Origin of the sequence: Rhodococcus sp. I2R, assembly GCF_020889545.1 — a bacterium.
Lineage (GTDB): Bacteria > Actinomycetota > Actinomycetes > Mycobacteriales > Mycobacteriaceae > Rhodococcoides.
On the sequence record NZ_JAHUTG010000006.1, the window covers coordinates 32,284 to 47,646 of the forward strand.

Genomic DNA, 15,363 nt, shown 5'->3' on the forward strand with positions numbered 1-15,363 from the left:
CCTCCAGTTGTAGGTGTTCTGTCACACTTCTAGTGGATCCCACGACAACGAACCTGTGGTGTGTCACAGACCCGATATGCGGTCCCCAGAGACCATTTCGATGACCCTATCCGTAACCGCCCGATGCGATGGGTAGTTCGGTGACAACACGAGTTCGTGGTCTCACATACTGTGGTTCACATGCACATCCCCCGGCCGCGTCGGTCCCTTCCGACCGTACTGCTCGTGGCCCTTTCGATCTTGATCGTGGCAACAGCATCGATCCTCCTCGTCGTGCGTTCCACCGACGTCGGCGAGGACGTGTCCGTGCTCGATACCACGATCACGGTACCGGAAAGCCCCGGCAGCGCCGAGGTGGTCGACCTCGATGCCCGACTGTTTCTGCCCGAGACGAACCCCGCCCCCGCGGTGCTGCTCGCACACGGATTCGGCGGAGACAAGTTCTCGGTCGAGGACAGGGCCCGCGCGCTCGCCGAAACCGGCTACGCCGTGCTGACCTACAGTGCCCGAGGCTTCGGCGCGAGCACGGGGACGATCTCGATCAACGACCCCGACCGAGAAGTGGCCGACGGCCGTGCCATGGTCGACTGGTTGTCCGAACGACCCGAGGTACTGCTCGATGCCCCCGGCGACCCGCGGGTAGGCGTCGTCGGCGGATCGTATGGCGGCGCGCTGGCGCTGAGCGTCGCAGGAACCGACTCCCGTATCGACGCCGTCGCGGCGTCGATCACCTGGAACGACCTCGGTCAGGCTCTTTTCCCCAACTACGGGGTCACCACCGATGCCGATCTCGAGCAACTGGCCGCAGTCGAAACGCCCGCTGGTTCGGTCTACGGCGGACCGGGTGTGTTGAAACGTGGCTGGGCCGGTGTCTTCTTCGGTGCAGGCACTGCGCAGGCCGGTGGCGCGGGCAACACATCCGGCAACTCCCCCGCCGAGGCCGACTCGGCAGCCGGCACCGACGGATGTGGGCGGTTCGCCCCCGAGTTCTGCGCTGCGTATGCGCAGTCGGCCGTCTCCGGCGAACCCACCCCGGAACTACTGCAGTTGCTCACCGCCCACTCACCCGCAGCTGTAGCCGCAAACATCACCGCCCCGACCCTGCTCGTTCAAGGTCTGCAGGACACCCTGTTCGGCCTCGATCAGGCCGATGCCACAGCCCGTCAGATCACCGCCGGCGGCGGTGACGTCGAGGTGACCTGGATCGCTGGCGGACATGACGGCGGCGGTACCGGAGGTGCGGGTGACGGTGCTGCGGCTGCCTTTCTCGATGCCGAACTGAAGCCCGACTCTGCCGACGAGACGCAATCCCAGCAGCTCCCGTTCTCGTTCGCCGTCCAAGGGTCGGCGGTGGAGCGCGAACGTGAGCGGAACGAAGTGATGACAGCCCCACGCTATCCGGGGTTGGCAACTGATCCGGCCGAGTCTGCCTCCACGCGAACCGTTCCCATCGAGCTTCGTCCCGCGGACGTCCCGGGGCAACCGCCCGCGCCGGCGCAGCAAACCATCATTCGGCCCCCTGGAGCGTCACCGTCGGCGATCTCGTCGGTGCCAGGTCTGGGTTCGGTCCTGTCGACATTGACTGCGACTTCGGCAGGCGCCCAGCTCTCGGCAGACCTTCCCGGCCAGGCCGCGTCGTTCGTCAGCAACCCCCTGACCGAACCAATGTCCATTACGGGTTCATCGCGAGTGAACCTTCGGGTGGGCGCGTTCAGTTCGCCCGGTGAAGCAGTGCTGTTCGTCAAGCTCTACGACGTGGCACCGGACGGCACTCGCACCCTGCCAGGTGGCGCGGTGTCGGCCGTCCGATTGCCCGATTCCGTCAACGACGGCCCCATACCGGTGGCCGTGACGTTGCCTGCCGTCAGCTACCCGGTCCCCGAGGGCCACAGCATCGAGATCTCGGTATCCACCACCGATCAGGCATACGCGGTTCCGCTCGAGCCCGCTCAGTTCGTTGTCGCGCTTGACGATTCGATTCTGACGGTTCCCTCGGTGGAGGGCGAATCGAGTTCGGCGAGCTCGGTCCCGATCGCCCCGCTCGTCGGCATCGGAGTCATCGTTTTCGCAATCGGCGTCTTGATCACCGTCAACGTGATTCGGTCCCGCCGACGTCTCGTCGCCGAAGTCGACGAGACCCTGATCGACACGCCCCTCGTCATCACCGACCTCGCGAAGACGTACTCGAACGGATTCAAGGCGGTGGACGGCGTCGGCTTCGAGGTACAGAAGGGGCAGGTCCTCGGGCTGCTGGGACCGAACGGCGCAGGCAAGACCACGACTCTGCGAATGCTGATGGGGCTCATCACGCCGACGAGCGGCGATATCCGCGTATTCGGTCACAAGGTGACGCCGGGAGCACCGGTGCTGTCCCGACTCGGCTCTTTCATCGAGGGCTCCGGCTTCCTGCCGCACCTGAGTGGTCGAGAGAATCTGCGCCTGTACTGGCAGGCCACGGGACGGCCCACCGAGGACGCTCACCTGGAGGAAGCCCTCGAGATCGCGGACTTGGGTGCGGCTATCGAACGCAAGGTCAAGTCGTACAGCCAGGGCATGCGGCAGCGACTCGCGATCGCCCAGGCAATGCTCGGGCTCCCCGATCTGATGGTTCTCGACGAGCCGACCAACGGTCTCGATCCACCTCAGATCAGGACGATGCGTGAGGTGCTGATCAACTACGCGCAGACCGGGCGCACCGTGCTGGTATCGAGCCACCTGCTGGCAGAGGTCGAGCAGACCTGTACTCATGTGGTCGTCATGAACAGGGGCTCGGTGATCAGTTCCGGCACGGTTCGCGAGCTGACGGAAGCCGGCGGTCAAACCGAGGTCCGAGTGGACGACGCGAACAGGGCCGCATCCGTTCTCACGGAGATGGGTTGTTCACCAACGGTCGTCGACGAATCCACGGTGCGGGTCGATCTCGGCGGAATGGACCCGGCAGAGGTCTCACGCGCACTGTTCGATGCCGGGCTACGCCTGCGCGGGTTGTCGCAGTCGACTCGACTCGAAGATGTTTTCCTCGAGCTCGTCCACAACGATGCCCTGCCGGAGGCACCGGACGAACTCGTCTCGACGAAGGGTGATCGATGAGCACCACACATTCGGATGGCCGGGCGCCCGGCTACGTCGGCAGCCACACTCTCCCCTACGTAACGGAACTACGCCGGCAGTTCGGGCGCCGCCGAACGCAACTCGCCATCGGGTTCCTCGCCCTGCTGCCGGTGATCCTCGCCATCGCCTTCACCGTCGGAAGCTCGTCCGAGACGGACTCCGACGCCGGCGGACTCATCGAGCTCGGAACACGGGGCGGAGTGAACTTCACCGTGTTCGCTCTGTTCATGTCCGTGGGCTTCCTGCTGATCGTCGTGGTCGCGTTGTTCTTCGGCGATTCCGTCGCGAGCGAGGCCTCGTGGTCCTCGCTGCGGTACCTGCTGGCGATACCTGTACCGAGAACCCGGCTGTTGTTGCAGAAGGCGCTGGTATCGGCAACGCTCTCACTTGCTGCGATCGGTGTACTCGTGGGCGTCTCGCTGGCGCTGGGCACCGCCCTGTACGGCGCGGACCCGCTGGTGACGCCCTTCGGCGACGGGTTGGCCTACGGGGACGCCGTCGCGAGGCTGCTCATCGCGGTCGGCTACATCGCCGTCAATCTGTTGTGGGTCGCAGGTCTTGCGATGTTGCTGTCGGTGCTGACCGATGCCCCGCTGGGAGCCGTCGGTGGCGCCGTGATGACCTCGATTCTGATGCAGATTCTCGACCAGATCACCGCGCTGGGATCCCTACGCAATTACTTGCCCGGCCACTACGCGAACTCGTGGATCGACGCCCTCTCGCCCACCATCGAGTGGAACGACATGGTGGTGGGCACATTCTCGGCGCTCGCCTACGCCACGGTCTTCGGCGTCGCTGCGTGGCTTCGATTCGGCTCGAAGGACATCACCAGCTAGCGCTTGATCGCCGGACCGAAGATCCCGTCGGGAAAGACCTTCTGGGCGAGCAACTCTTGCCGCCACGGCAACGCCAGCTCCACCAGCCGTGCTGCACCGTCCTCGCCCAACGCGGCCCACGGGGCGAGCGCAAGGTCGTTGGTGATGTCCTCGACCAGGGCACGGAGGTCCTTGCCGTGATCGGTCAGTGCACCCGCTGAATCGAGGATCTCTCGGTCGTGCAGACGCTGCACTGCCGAGTCCCATTGTTCGTTCGACCATCCGCGACGCTTGCGGGCGAATTCCTTCTCGAAACCGTATCCGGTTGCCGTGTGTGTGATCAGGGCGTCGATACCGCTCAGCTCGGCGGTCTGCAGTGCGGAGATGTGACCGTCGCCGCGGTGTTCGCGCAGCAATGTCAGTGCGTGCCAGAACGCCAGATGCGGGTCGGTCGGCCAAGGTAGATCCGCGTAGGCCGCGTACAGGGGCCGACCGTCGACGACGGGAATTCCACGCGCCGCGATCGATGCGAGCTCAGCTGCCTCCGACATCTCGGGCGAGTTCACCACCTCGTCGCCGAGTAGACGAACGTAGGCGTCACCCATCGCGCGGTAGCGGATTTCGGTGACCTTTTCCGGCGATACGATCGACCATGCCGCTGGAATGAGTGGTTCGATCAGCTCGATATTGAAGTTGTAGAACGTCGCCGTGACGACGCCGGCTCCTACCGCTCCCAACGGCGCTGCCCGCCCGGCGAAGTAGCAGGCCCGACCCTCCAGCCCGGCCCCCATCAACGCGTCCTGCGTCTCGGGAACGAAGTAGGTCATCGAGTGCAGTAGTTCGAGTGCGCGAGCACTCCGACCGGCAGTGGAGGCATCCATGGTCGAACCGTATCGAAACACCGAGCCCCACCGTCGGGCGGACCCGGATGAGCGCTACTTCAAGCCTGCCGCATCCATGCCGCGCAGCTCCTTCTTCAGGTCATGGATCTCATCGCGCAACCGCCCCGCCAGTTCGAACTGAAGTTCACGCGCAGCGTTCATCATCTGATCGGTGAGGTTCTGCACCAGCGCGGCGAGCTCTGCGCGTGGCATGGACGAGACGTCTTGTTGCTCGTAGACACCAGAGCTGACCGCGCGACCCTTCTCCCCCTGTGCACGACGACCACGACTGGCATTTCGCCCCGAGCCTCCGACCTCGATCGACGACTCGGTGTCCTCGGCCTCCTCGTAGACCTGATCGAGAATGTCGGCGATCTTCTTTCGCAGCGGCTGCGGGTCGACGCCCTTCTCCTTGTTGTACGCAATCTGCTTCTCACGTCTGCGTTCGGTCTCCTCGATGGCATAGGCCATCGAGGCCGTGATCTTGTCCGCATACATGTGCACCTCGCCGGACACATTTCGAGCTGCACGCCCGATGGTCTGAATCAAGCTGGTACCACTGCGGAGAAAACCTTCCTTGTCGGCATCGAGAATTGCCACCAACGAAACCTCAGGGAGGTCCAGGCCCTCACGGAGCAGGTTGATTCCGATGAGGACGTCGTACTCGCCGAGTCGAAGTTGACGCAGAAGCTCCACCCGCCGCAACGTATCGATATCCGAGTGCAGGTATCGGACCCGGACCCCCAGCTCCAACAGATAGTCGGTGAGATCCTCGGACATCTTCTTGGTCAGGGTGGTGACCAGGATGCGTTCGTTCTTCTCGGCGCGACCACGGATCTCGTGCACCAGATCGTCGATCTGCCCCTTGGTCGGCTTGACGACGACCTTCGGGTCGACCAATCCAGTGGGACGAATGACCTGCTCGACGAACTCGCCGCCCGTCTGACCCAGCTCGTACTTGCCGGGCGTGGCCGACAGGTACACCGTCTGGCCGATGCGCTGAGTGAATTCCTCCCACGTCAGCGGCCGGTTGTCAGTGGCGGACGGCAACCGGAATCCGAACTCCACCAGATTCCGTTTGCGTGACATATCGCCCTCGTACATCGCACCGATCTGCGGAACCGTCACGTGAGATTCGTCGATCACGAGGAGGAAGTCGTCGGGGAAGTAGTCGATCAACGTAGCCGGAGCCGTACCGGGACCGCGACCGTCTATATGCCGCGAGTAGTTCTCGATGCCCGAACAGAAGCCCACCTGCTTGATCATCTCCAGGTCGTACTGCGTCCGCATCCGCAACCTCTGGGCCTCGAGAAGCTTCCCTTTGTTCTCGAGCTCGGCAAGGCGATCTTCGAGCTCGGCTTCGATGTTCTTGACGGCCTTCTCCATGCGCTCCGGACCCGCCACGTAGTGCGTCGCCGGGAAGATGCGCACCGAGTCGACCTTGCGGACGATATCGCCCGTCAACGGATGCAGGTAGTACAGAGCCTCGATCTCGTCACCGAAGAACTCGATGCGCACCGCGAGCTCCTCGTACGACGGGATGATCTCGACGGTGTCCCCGCGAACGCGGAACGAACCACGTGTGAATGCCATGTCGTTGCGCGTGTACTGCACATCGACCAGGAGGCGTAGCAAGGCATCGCGGGGCACCTCGACGCCGACCTGAAGGTCGATGGACCGGTCGACATACGACTGCGGCGTTCCGAGACCATAGATGCACGACACCGAGGCGACCACGACCACGTCTCGCCGCGAGAGCAGGTTTGCTGTGGCCGAATGCCGTAGTCTCTCGACGTCGTCGTTGACCGACGAGTCCTTTTCGATGTAGGTGTCGGTCTGCGCGATGTAGGCCTCGGGTTGGTAGTAGTCGTAGTACGAGACGAAGTACTCGACCGCATTGTTCGGCAGCATGTCTCGCAGCTCGTTGGCCAGCTGCGCGGCCAGTGTCTTGTTCGGTGCCATGACCAGCGTCGGTCGCTGGAGCTTCTCGATGAGCCACGCGGTGGTCGCGGACTTGCCGGTACCGGTTGCACCGAGCAGGACGACGTCCTTCTCGTCTGCACGAATTCTGCGTTCGAGCTCGGCAATGGCCGAGGGCTGATCGCCGGCCGGTTTGTGCTCACTGACGACCTCGAATGCGGGCCCCGTCCGCTCGATCTCTCCGACGGGACGGAACTCCGAGTGAGCCACCACGGGATGTTCGGATGCAAACGCCATACAACCAGGGTAGACGCGGCCACCGACACATTCGATCGCTGCAGTGTTTCGACGCGGTGCCGGCGCACACCCGGTAGCTTTTTCTTTCATGGACGAATCCGCCGTAACGCCCGTTCACGTCCACCCGCCGAAGGTCGAGTATTTCGACGTACCAGGGCTCACCAATACTGACCCGAAGGGCTACGTGCGGCCCGTCGACGAATACCGGGTCGAACCCTGGGGCCTGTACATGGCTCGCCCGTCCGATCATCCCCAGTTCGACTACCTGCAGTCGTGGCTGCTTCCCAGTCTCGGGCTACGGGCCTCGATCTTCCACTACTTGCCGGGGCACGTGCGCGATCAGAACTACTACCTCGACGTCGGCGAATTCCGAGCCGGACCGGCAGTGTGGACATCGGTGGATCACTACCTCGACATCGTGGTCCGCACCGGTCGAGGCTACGACTTCCTCGATGCCGACGAACTCGTCGAGGCACGCGTGGAGAACCACCTCGATACCGAAACCGCCACAACGGCGATGAACCGATCCGTGTACACGGTAGCGGGTCTCGCCGCTCACGACTACGACCTCGACGCCTGGCTTGCCTCGCTCGGAATGACGACCACCTGGCGACCGCAGACAGTTCGCTGAGACGAGCTCGACCTATTCGGTGCAACCGGGCCGGCGAAGATCACGTCGACCAGCCGGACTCCCCCGCCCACTTCCAGGCCCGCACGTAGGCCTGATCGAACCACGGTGCCTTCACATCGGCGTACGCCACGACACTGTCGTCGTAACCGATTTCGCGTTCGGCAGCAGCAGCCGCCGACTCCTTGATCTGGAGGTACTGCGCTGCGGCGTCGGCGTCGGCACGGAGCCAATCGCGAAAGAGGAGCGCAAATCTCTGCCCCGGCCAACCGTCGACTCTGATGTGAATGTTCGCGGTCCGTCCTGGATCCGCTGCACCATGAAGCCTCTTGGCCCACATAGCCGGATCCGCTTCGCCGCCAATGCCGTAGGCAGGCTTCGGATCATCCGAGACGACGTTCTCCAACCGAGGAAAGCCGATACGTCGCAACGATTCTGCCAACGCATCCGCCGCATCCATACCGGCCACGGTGATCTGGATGTCGATGACGTCTTTGGCCGGCAGGCCGGGTACAGCGGTCGATCCGATGTGATCGATTCGCACAGCGGCATTTCCGCACGCCACCGCCAGCCGCGCGATGATGCGTTGCGCTTGGGCCGGCCACGCAGCATCGGCCGGTACCAACGCAGCGGGTGTGTCGACGGCGTGCGCGTGACGAATGTTCTTCTCGAACGGCACAAGACGCGCGAACCACAACGACCGAACGACTTCGTCGAGATCCTCGGGCGCGCCGCTGTTGTCGATCCAGATGTCGGCTGCGGCTCGTCTCGCATCGTCGGTGGCCTGTGCTGCAATGCGTGCCCGTGCGTCGTGCTCGGGCATGTTGCGCTGATTCACCAGCCGATCCAGTCGTTGCTCCGCATCCGCATGAACCACGGCGACCAGTTGGAACATCGCACCCATGTTTCCCTCGACCAACAGCGGGATGTCCTGAATCACGACGGCATCGTCGGGAGCTCCGTCGATGAGCTCCGCCGTTCTCGCACCGATGAGCGGGTGAACGATCGAATTCAGCTTGGCACGTGAGTCGTTGTCACCGAATGCCTTGGCCGCGAGCGCCGGTCGATCGAGAGCCCCGCTGGAGTCGAGGACGTCCTCACCGAATGCGTCGACCAATTGCGCTAGACCGGCCGTGCCCGGCTCGACTACTTCGCGGGCGATCACGTCCGCGTCGACGAGAACACCGCCGAGCTCGACGAGCGTTTTCGATACCGTGGACTTGCCTGCTCCTATGCCTCCGGTGAGGCCGAGTCTCAACATGAACCCAGTCTGTCATCGAACACGCCGAAGCACACCAGCCCCAAATGCATCAGGTTCGGGGATTCGTCCGTTATCTTCATCGTGCGAGATAAGTATTGCCGACCCACTGCCAGCGAAAAGGACACCCATGCGAAGCAATCGGATCCAACCGGGTCGGCACCGTCTCGGCATGGAATCGGGAATTCATGTTGTTTTGATACCCGAGGTTGCCTTGGCGTTGGCCGATCATCGGCGTAACTGGTTCACGAATCTGCTCAGCCCGGCTCGTCACAGCTTCGCGTCCATGCGTAAGCGGACCGGTGCCGTTGCTCAATGGAGTCCCGCCGTCGCAGGTTGAACCGACACGTCGTTTTGCGACAATGGACCCGAATCCTCACGGATCGGGTCCATTCTTGTATCTGCCGAGTCTCCGGTCGAGGTAACTCTCCCGCACGGCTTCTCGTGAAAAGAAGAAGGCCCCGACTCCACGTAGGGAGCCGGGGCCTCGAGATCACACCCTTACGGGTGGACATCTTCTATCAGGCGTTGCTTCTATCAGGCGTTGCCCGACAGCTTCTCACGCAGCGCAGCGAGCTGAGCATCGCTGGCCAGTGATCCGCCGGTCGACGCGGGAGCCGACGCTGCGGGAGCGTCGCCCTCTTCTGCTTCGGGGGATGCCTGACCCGACTCCGAGGAGTAGTTGGTGTTGGCAGCCTCGGCAGCTTCGTCCTTGGCTGTCTTCTCCATCTGAGCGGTGTGCATCTTGTGGCGACGCTCTGCCTCGGCGTAGCGTCCTTCCCACTCTTCACGCTGCTTCTCGTAGCCTTCGAGCCATTCGTTGGTCTCGGAGTCGAAGCCCTCGGGGAAGATGTAGTTGCCACCCTCGTCGTACGAGTCGGCCATTCCGTACTTGGACGGATCGAACTCTTCTGCGTAGTCCTCGTTGGCCTGCTTGAGGCTCAGCGAGATCCGACGACGCTCGAGATCGATGTCGATGACCTTGACGAGTGCGTCGTCGCCGACACCCACGACCTGGTCCGGAACCTCCACGTGGCGCTCGGCCAACTCGGAGATGTGCACGAGGCCCTCGATGCCCTCTTCGACGCGCACGAAGGCGCCGAACGGAACGAGCTTGGTGACCTTGCCGGGCACGATCTGGCCGATCGCGTGAGTCCGTGCGAACTGACGCCACGGATCTTCCTGCGTCGCCTTGAGCGAGAGAGAAACGCGCTCGCGGTCCAGGTCGACGTCGAGAACCTCGACGGTGACCTCGGTGCCGACCTCGACAACCTCGGACGGGTGATCGATGTGCTTCCAGGACAGCTCGGAGACGTGCACGAGTCCGTCGACGCCACCGAGGTCCACGAAGGCACCGAAGTTGACGATGGAGGACACGACGCCCTTGCGGACCTGGCCCTTCTGGAGCTGGTGCAGGAACTCGCTGCGAACCTCGGACTGAGTCTGCTCGAGCCACGCGCGACGCGAAAGGACCACGTTGTTGCGGTTCTTGTCGAGCTCGATGATCTTCGCCTCGATCTCCTTGCCGACGTACGGCTGGAGATCGCGGACGCGACGCATCTCGACGAGCGAAGCGGGGAGGAAGCCACGGAGACCGATGTCCAGGATGAGTCCACCCTTGACGACCTCGATGACGGTGCCCTTGACGGCCTCGTCCTTCTCCTTGAGCTCCTCGATCGTGCCCCAGGCGCGCTCGTACTGAGCGCGCTTCTTGGACAGGATCAGGCGGCCTTCCTTGTCCTCCTTGGTGAGGACGAGTGCTTCGATCTCATCTCCCACGGAGACGACCTCATTGGGGTCGACGTCGTGCTTGATGGAGAGCTCGCGGGAAGGGATGACGCCTTCGGTCTTGTAACCGATGTCGAGTAGAACCTCGTCACGATCGACCTTGACGATGGTGCCTTCGACGATGTCACCATCGTTGAAGTACTTGATCGTTGCGTCGATGGCTGCGAGAAAATCCTCTGCGGAGCCGATATCGTTTACGGCCACCTGCGGTGAGGTTGTGGTTGAGGGCATGTGTTGAGTTGCTCCGGACGGGTTGGGTATCGGTTGATGGATGTTCGGTCGGACTGTAGAACGGTGTTCTCGACGGTTTCGGACCGTGAACGGTTCGAAACTGCAGAACGGATGAAGAACAAATGTGTTCCCGCCACGGCGGTCGCGCGCAGCATGAACACACTCGCGATCAACAGGGTACGCGATCGCGTCACAGCTGGGCAAACACGGTGGGGTGGTCGATGCGGCCGACTACCGTGATCCAGGTGACCGACAGCTCGCCCTCGCCCGAGACACCTTCCCCTTCCGTAATACCAGGCCGCAAAAAGGTCGATTCGCGAGCCAGCGATCGAGCCAGTCGGACGTGGTGGGATGCCGATGCGGACGAGTATCACCGCACGCACGGAGAGTTTCTCGGCGTCGGCAGCACCGACGGTGAGTTCATCTGGTGCCCCGAGGGGCTGCACGAAGGAGACGTCGGCCTGCTCGGCGACACTCGGCACGCCGATGTCCTCGAGGTCGGGTGCGGTTCCGCGCCGTGCGCTCGCTGGCTGACATCGCGTGGCGCGCGAGCGGTGGGGCTCGACATCTCGGCAGGCATGCTCGGGAAGGGTCGTGACGCCATGCGTTCCGACACTCACCGAACTCCATTGATCCAGGCCAGCGCGGAGTCGCTACCCTTCGCCGATGCGAGCTTCGATATCGCCTGCTCGGCCTTCGGCGCGGTCCCGTTCGTCGCGGACTCGGCGAACGTGATGGCCGAGGTAGCGCGCGTGCTGCGCCCCGGAGGCAGATGGGTGTTTGCCGTCAACCACCCGATGCGGTGGATATTTCCGGACGATCCGGGACCGGTCGGATTGACGGCGGCCATTCCGTACTTCGACCGCACCCCGTACGTCGAGTTCGATGCCGAGGGCACACCGATCTATGTCGAACATCATCGAACGATCGGAGACCGCGTTCGCGAGATCGTGGCGGCGGGACTCGAGCTTCGAGACATCGTCGAGCCCGATTGGCCGGAGTGGCTCGATCGCGAATGGGGTCAGTGGAGTCCGCTGCGCGGACAGTTGTTCCCTGGCACTGCCATCTTCTGCTGCGTCAAGCCACTCACCTAGCGGTCATCGACGTAGGGTTCGCGCGATCACCGCTTCGGTGAACTCGGCCGTCGATGCCAGACCTCCCACGTCCGCCGTGGCTACCCCCGACTCCAGCGTCCCCCGCACGGCCGATCTGATTCGGGTGGCCGCGGCCGTCAGCCGTACATCTCCGTCGTGTTCGGCCAGCCAGTCCAGCAGCATCGCCGAGGACAGGATCAAGGCTGTGGGATTGGCCCTGTTGCGTCCGGCGATGTCCGGAGCGGAACCGTGGGCGGCCTGCGCCATCGCCTTTGTCTCCGAGGCGTTGAGCGATGGAGCCATCCCGAGGGATCCGGACAGTTCCCCGGCGAGGTCGGACAGGATGTCGCCGAACATGTTCTCGGCAACGATCACGTCGAAGTCGCTGCCGCGGCGCACGAGGTGCGCCGTCAATGCGTCGATGTGCTCCTCGTCGACATGGACATCGGGAAAGTCCTCGGCGACCGAGCGGCATGCGTCCCGGAACAACCCCGTCGTCAGGGCGAGCACATTGGTCTTGTGCACGATGGTGACGTGCTTACGCCTGCCCTGCGCGAGTGCAAACGCTCGGCGGGCGATCCGCTCGCATGCGTCCCGAGTGAACACACCTACCGCGAGTGCTACGTCGGGCGTAGGCATGAACTCCCCACTCCCGACGAACATGTTCCGATCGGCATAGAAGCCCTCGGTGTTCTCGCGCACGACGACGAGATCCATGTTCGGGGATACCGCGCGCACGCCGGGAAGCGCCGCCGCCGGGCGGATGTTCGCGAACAACCCGAAGGTCTTGCGCACCGTCCCACCCGGAGTCAGCTGCTGACGGAACTCCTCCGGGTACGACGCACTGTCGTGGGGTCCCAGCACCCATCCGTTCAGCGTGTCCAACTCCGCCAGCGTCGAGGCAGGAATCGGCGAGCCGTGCGATTCGATGGCATCTCTACCGAGCGGCAGCATCACCCAGTCGACATGCGGCCCGTGCGTCGCCTGGACAGCAGCGTCCACCACCCGCATGGTCGCGGGAACGATCTCGTGTCCGATGCCGTCGCCGACCATCGAGCCGATCCGTACCGTCTTTGCTTTCCCGTCAGCCACATCAGCCATCATGACTCACTATGGTCCAGTCGCTGGAATTGATACTCGACGACGCGCTCGACGAGTCCGTCAGGCGGGAGTGGCAGATGCTGCTCGATGCCGATCTTCCGAGTCAGGGTCGGCACACCGGTTCGTCGAACCGGCCGCACATCACACTGTCCGTGGCCGAGGAGTTCGACCGACTCGATGCTCGCCTCGAGAGCGAAACGATCGAGAGCGCATTCCCGGTCCGCCTGGGTGCATTGATCGTGTTCCGCGGCCGGTCCGTGACGCTGGCTCGATCGGTGGTCGTGTCGGAAAGTCTGCTCGAGCTGCATTCGAGGGTGTCGGAACTCGCGCAAGATGCCCACGGTTATCGCTCACACACGAGACCTGGGCGATGGACCCCACACGTCACGATCGCGCGCAGGCTCACTCACACCGAGTTGTTCGACGCCATCCGATGCCTCGACTCCACGCCTGTCGATCTCGACGGAACCACCTCGGGGCTTCGGAGATGGGACGGCGAACGGAAAATCGAGTGGCTCGTAGGCGAGGGCAGGCATCAGAATCGGTAGTCGCCGAACTGGGTCACCTCCGCGTGCGTGTCGGGTGCGTATCCGAGAGCGATTGCCAAGTACATGGGCGCGAGAAAGGCCAGGATCAGAAGTGCGATTGTCATAGGGAAAGCTTCTAACCAGCAGCTACGCGCTACCAGTGGCAGATATGACACAGTTCCTCGTTTTTCTGCCATACTTGTTCTCGTGCTGAAACGAGTAGTCGTGCCACTCCTGCCACTGACCGAGCAGTTCGAACTCGGAGTCGCATGCGAGGTCTTCGGCTTCGACCGATCCGACGAGGGCCTGCCCACCTACGATTTCTCGCTGATCGCCGGCGTCGCCGAACCCATCAGATCGCGGTTCGGTTTCACCATCGATGTGCCGTACGACCTGGCCCAGCTCGACGAGGCCGATCTCATCATCATCCCGGCAGGTGGCACCCACGCCTCGGTCGACGGAAGCTACGTGTGCAGCAACGACTACGACGCATCGATCGAGCCATTGTTGGACAAGCTGCGCGCAGCTGTGACACGAGGAGCCCGAGTGGCGAGCTTGTGCAACGGCGCGTTTCTCCTGGGCAAAGCAGGCCTGCTCGACGGACGCCGCTGCACCACTCACTGGCGCCACTCCGCGCGACTCGCCGCGGAGTATCCGCTCGCCGAAGTCGATCGGAACGTGCTCTATGTCGACGACGGAAATGTGTTGACCAGTGCGGGGACTGCCGCGGGAATCGACTTGTGCCTGCACATCGTGCGCAAGGAGCAGGGCAGTACCGTCGCCAACGGGATAGCCCGCCGGATGGTAGTTCCGCCCCACCGCGACGGCGGCCAGGCCCAGTTCGTGACGGCGCCCCTACCGGCGACCGAAGTGGAAACGCTGGCCCCTCTGCTCGACTGGATGACCGAACACCTCGACGCCGATCTGTCGGTTCGAGTGCTATCGGCACGAGTGAACATGTCTGCACGCACATTCGCCCGAAGGTTCGCGGCAGAGACCGGAACGACGCCTGCGCGATGGCTCAACGACCAGCGCGTTCTCGCTGCCCAACAGCTGCTCGAGAACTCGGACCTGTCGATGGACGTCATCGCCGAACGCGTCGGTTTCGGCAACGCAGCCGTGATGCGTCAACACTTCGTTCGGGTTCGTTGCACAACCCCGAACTCCTACCGCCGCACCTTCCGCTCGGTTCCACAGCCTGCTTGATCGGGATGATTCCGGCACGGTGGTGCGTTGAAGTAACACGAGAACAAGAGAAGAATCGACGAAAGGGCAGGCGTGGCAACACAGACATTGACTCAGCAGAACTTCGACGAGATCGTCGGCGGCAACGACGTAGTACTCGTCGACTTCTGGGCGTCCTGGTGCGGGCCGTGCAAGCAATTCGCGCCCACCTTCGAGAAGTCTTCCGAGTCGCATCCTGATGTGGTGCACGCCAAGGTGGACACCGAAGCCGAGCAGGGACTGGCCGCAGCTGCCAACATCAAGTCGATTCCCACGATCATGGCCTTCCGCGAAGGCGTGCTGGTATTCGCTCAGCCAGGCGCACTTCCCGCTGCGGCTCTGGAAGACCTGGTCGGACAGATCAAGGCGCTCGATATGGACGAGGTCCGCAAGCAGCTCGCCGAGCAGACCCCCGACAACAGCTCCGAGTAACACCGCTACCAGTACGAACAGAAGGGGCCGACCACATTTGTGCGGTCGGCCCCTTC

General features: G+C 63.3%; 13 protein-coding genes. 8 read left to right on the forward strand and 5 right to left on the reverse strand.

Going from position 1 to position 15,363, the window contains the following annotated elements:
- The first annotated feature begins 225 nt into the window (after positions 1-225).
- On the forward strand, positions 226-3,090 hold the full coding sequence (locus tag KVY23_RS07525; protein ID WP_230555935.1) for an alpha/beta fold hydrolase: 2,865 nt from the start codon (positions 226-228) through the stop codon (positions 3,088-3,090).
- Complete coding sequence (locus KVY23_RS07530; RefSeq protein WP_230555936.1) at positions 3,087-3,947, forward strand: ABC transporter permease; 861 nt, start codon at positions 3,087-3,089, stop codon at positions 3,945-3,947. Before KVY23_RS07525 ends, KVY23_RS07530 begins: the two co-directional genes overlap by 4 nt.
- Here the strand turns inward: KVY23_RS07530 and KVY23_RS07535 are convergent.
- Both KVY23_RS07535 and uvrB read right to left on the reverse strand, forming a co-directional pair.
- A complete protein-coding gene (locus tag KVY23_RS07535; protein ID WP_230555937.1) occupies positions 3,944-4,807 on the reverse strand; it encodes a hypothetical protein in 864 nt (287 codons plus the stop codon). The two genes, KVY23_RS07530 and KVY23_RS07535, sit on opposite strands and share 4 nt — an antisense overlap.
- A gap of 54 nt (positions 4,808-4,861) precedes the next feature.
- Positions 4,862-7,024, reverse strand: a complete 2,163-nt coding sequence (uvrB, locus tag KVY23_RS07540; RefSeq protein WP_230555938.1) for an excinuclease ABC subunit UvrB — start codon at positions 7,022-7,024, stop codon at positions 4,862-4,864.
- An 88-nt stretch (positions 7,025-7,112) separates the two neighbouring features.
- On the opposite strand from uvrB, the gene KVY23_RS07545 reads away from it, so the two are divergent.
- On the forward strand, positions 7,113-7,655 hold the full coding sequence (locus KVY23_RS07545; RefSeq protein WP_206511403.1) for a DUF402 domain-containing protein: 543 nt from the start codon (positions 7,113-7,115) through the stop codon (positions 7,653-7,655).
- Between the two features lie 40 nt (positions 7,656-7,695).
- On the opposite strand, the gene coaE is transcribed toward KVY23_RS07545, so the two are convergent.
- The gene (coaE, locus tag KVY23_RS07550; protein ID WP_230555939.1) at positions 7,696-8,913 is read right to left on the reverse strand and encodes a dephospho-CoA kinase; all 1,218 of its coding nucleotides are present in this window, start codon (positions 8,911-8,913) and stop codon (positions 7,696-7,698) included.
- Positions 8,914-9,082: 169 nt separating this feature from the next.
- Here coaE and KVY23_RS07555 point away from each other — a divergent pair, with 169 nt between their 5' ends.
- On the forward strand, positions 9,083-9,250 hold the full coding sequence (locus KVY23_RS07555; protein WP_371829774.1) for a hypothetical protein: 168 nt from the start codon (positions 9,083-9,085) through the stop codon (positions 9,248-9,250).
- Between the two features lie 197 nt (positions 9,251-9,447).
- Here the strand turns inward: KVY23_RS07555 and rpsA are convergent, their stop codons facing one another.
- Positions 9,448-10,929, reverse strand: a complete 1,482-nt coding sequence (gene rpsA / locus KVY23_RS07560) for a 30S ribosomal protein S1 (protein WP_075840721.1) — start codon at positions 10,927-10,929, stop codon at positions 9,448-9,450.
- A 290-nt stretch (positions 10,930-11,219) separates the two neighbouring features.
- Between rpsA and KVY23_RS07565 the strand changes: the two genes are divergently transcribed.
- Positions 11,220-12,023, forward strand: a complete 804-nt coding sequence (locus KVY23_RS07565) for a class I SAM-dependent methyltransferase (protein ID WP_374108700.1) — start codon at positions 11,220-11,222, stop codon at positions 12,021-12,023.
- A gap of 3 nt (positions 12,024-12,026) precedes the next feature.
- On the opposite strand, the gene KVY23_RS07570 is transcribed toward KVY23_RS07565, so the two are convergent.
- The gene (locus tag KVY23_RS07570; RefSeq protein ID WP_230555941.1) at positions 12,027-13,124 is read right to left on the reverse strand and encodes an isocitrate/isopropylmalate dehydrogenase family protein; all 1,098 of its coding nucleotides are present in this window, start codon (positions 13,122-13,124) and stop codon (positions 12,027-12,029) included.
- 11 nt (positions 13,125-13,135) lie between these two features.
- Here KVY23_RS07570 and KVY23_RS07575 point away from each other — a divergent pair, with 11 nt between their 5' ends.
- The 3 genes from KVY23_RS07575 to trxA all read left to right on the forward strand — a co-directional run bounded on the left by KVY23_RS07575 (position 13,136) and on the right by trxA (position 15,307).
- Entirely contained in the window at positions 13,136-13,672 is a 537-nt protein-coding gene (locus KVY23_RS07575) for a 2'-5' RNA ligase family protein (RefSeq protein ID WP_230555942.1), read from the forward strand.
- A 186-nt stretch (positions 13,673-13,858) separates the two neighbouring features.
- Positions 13,859-14,857 (forward strand): helix-turn-helix domain-containing protein, encoded by a 999-nt coding sequence (locus KVY23_RS07580; RefSeq protein ID WP_075840645.1) that lies wholly within the window; start codon positions 13,859-13,861, stop codon positions 14,855-14,857.
- Positions 14,858-14,929: 72 nt separating this feature from the next.
- Positions 14,930-15,307, forward strand: a complete 378-nt coding sequence (trxA, locus tag KVY23_RS07585; protein WP_075840644.1) for a thioredoxin — start codon at positions 14,930-14,932, stop codon at positions 15,305-15,307.
- The last annotated feature ends 56 nt before the right edge of the window (positions 15,308-15,363 follow it).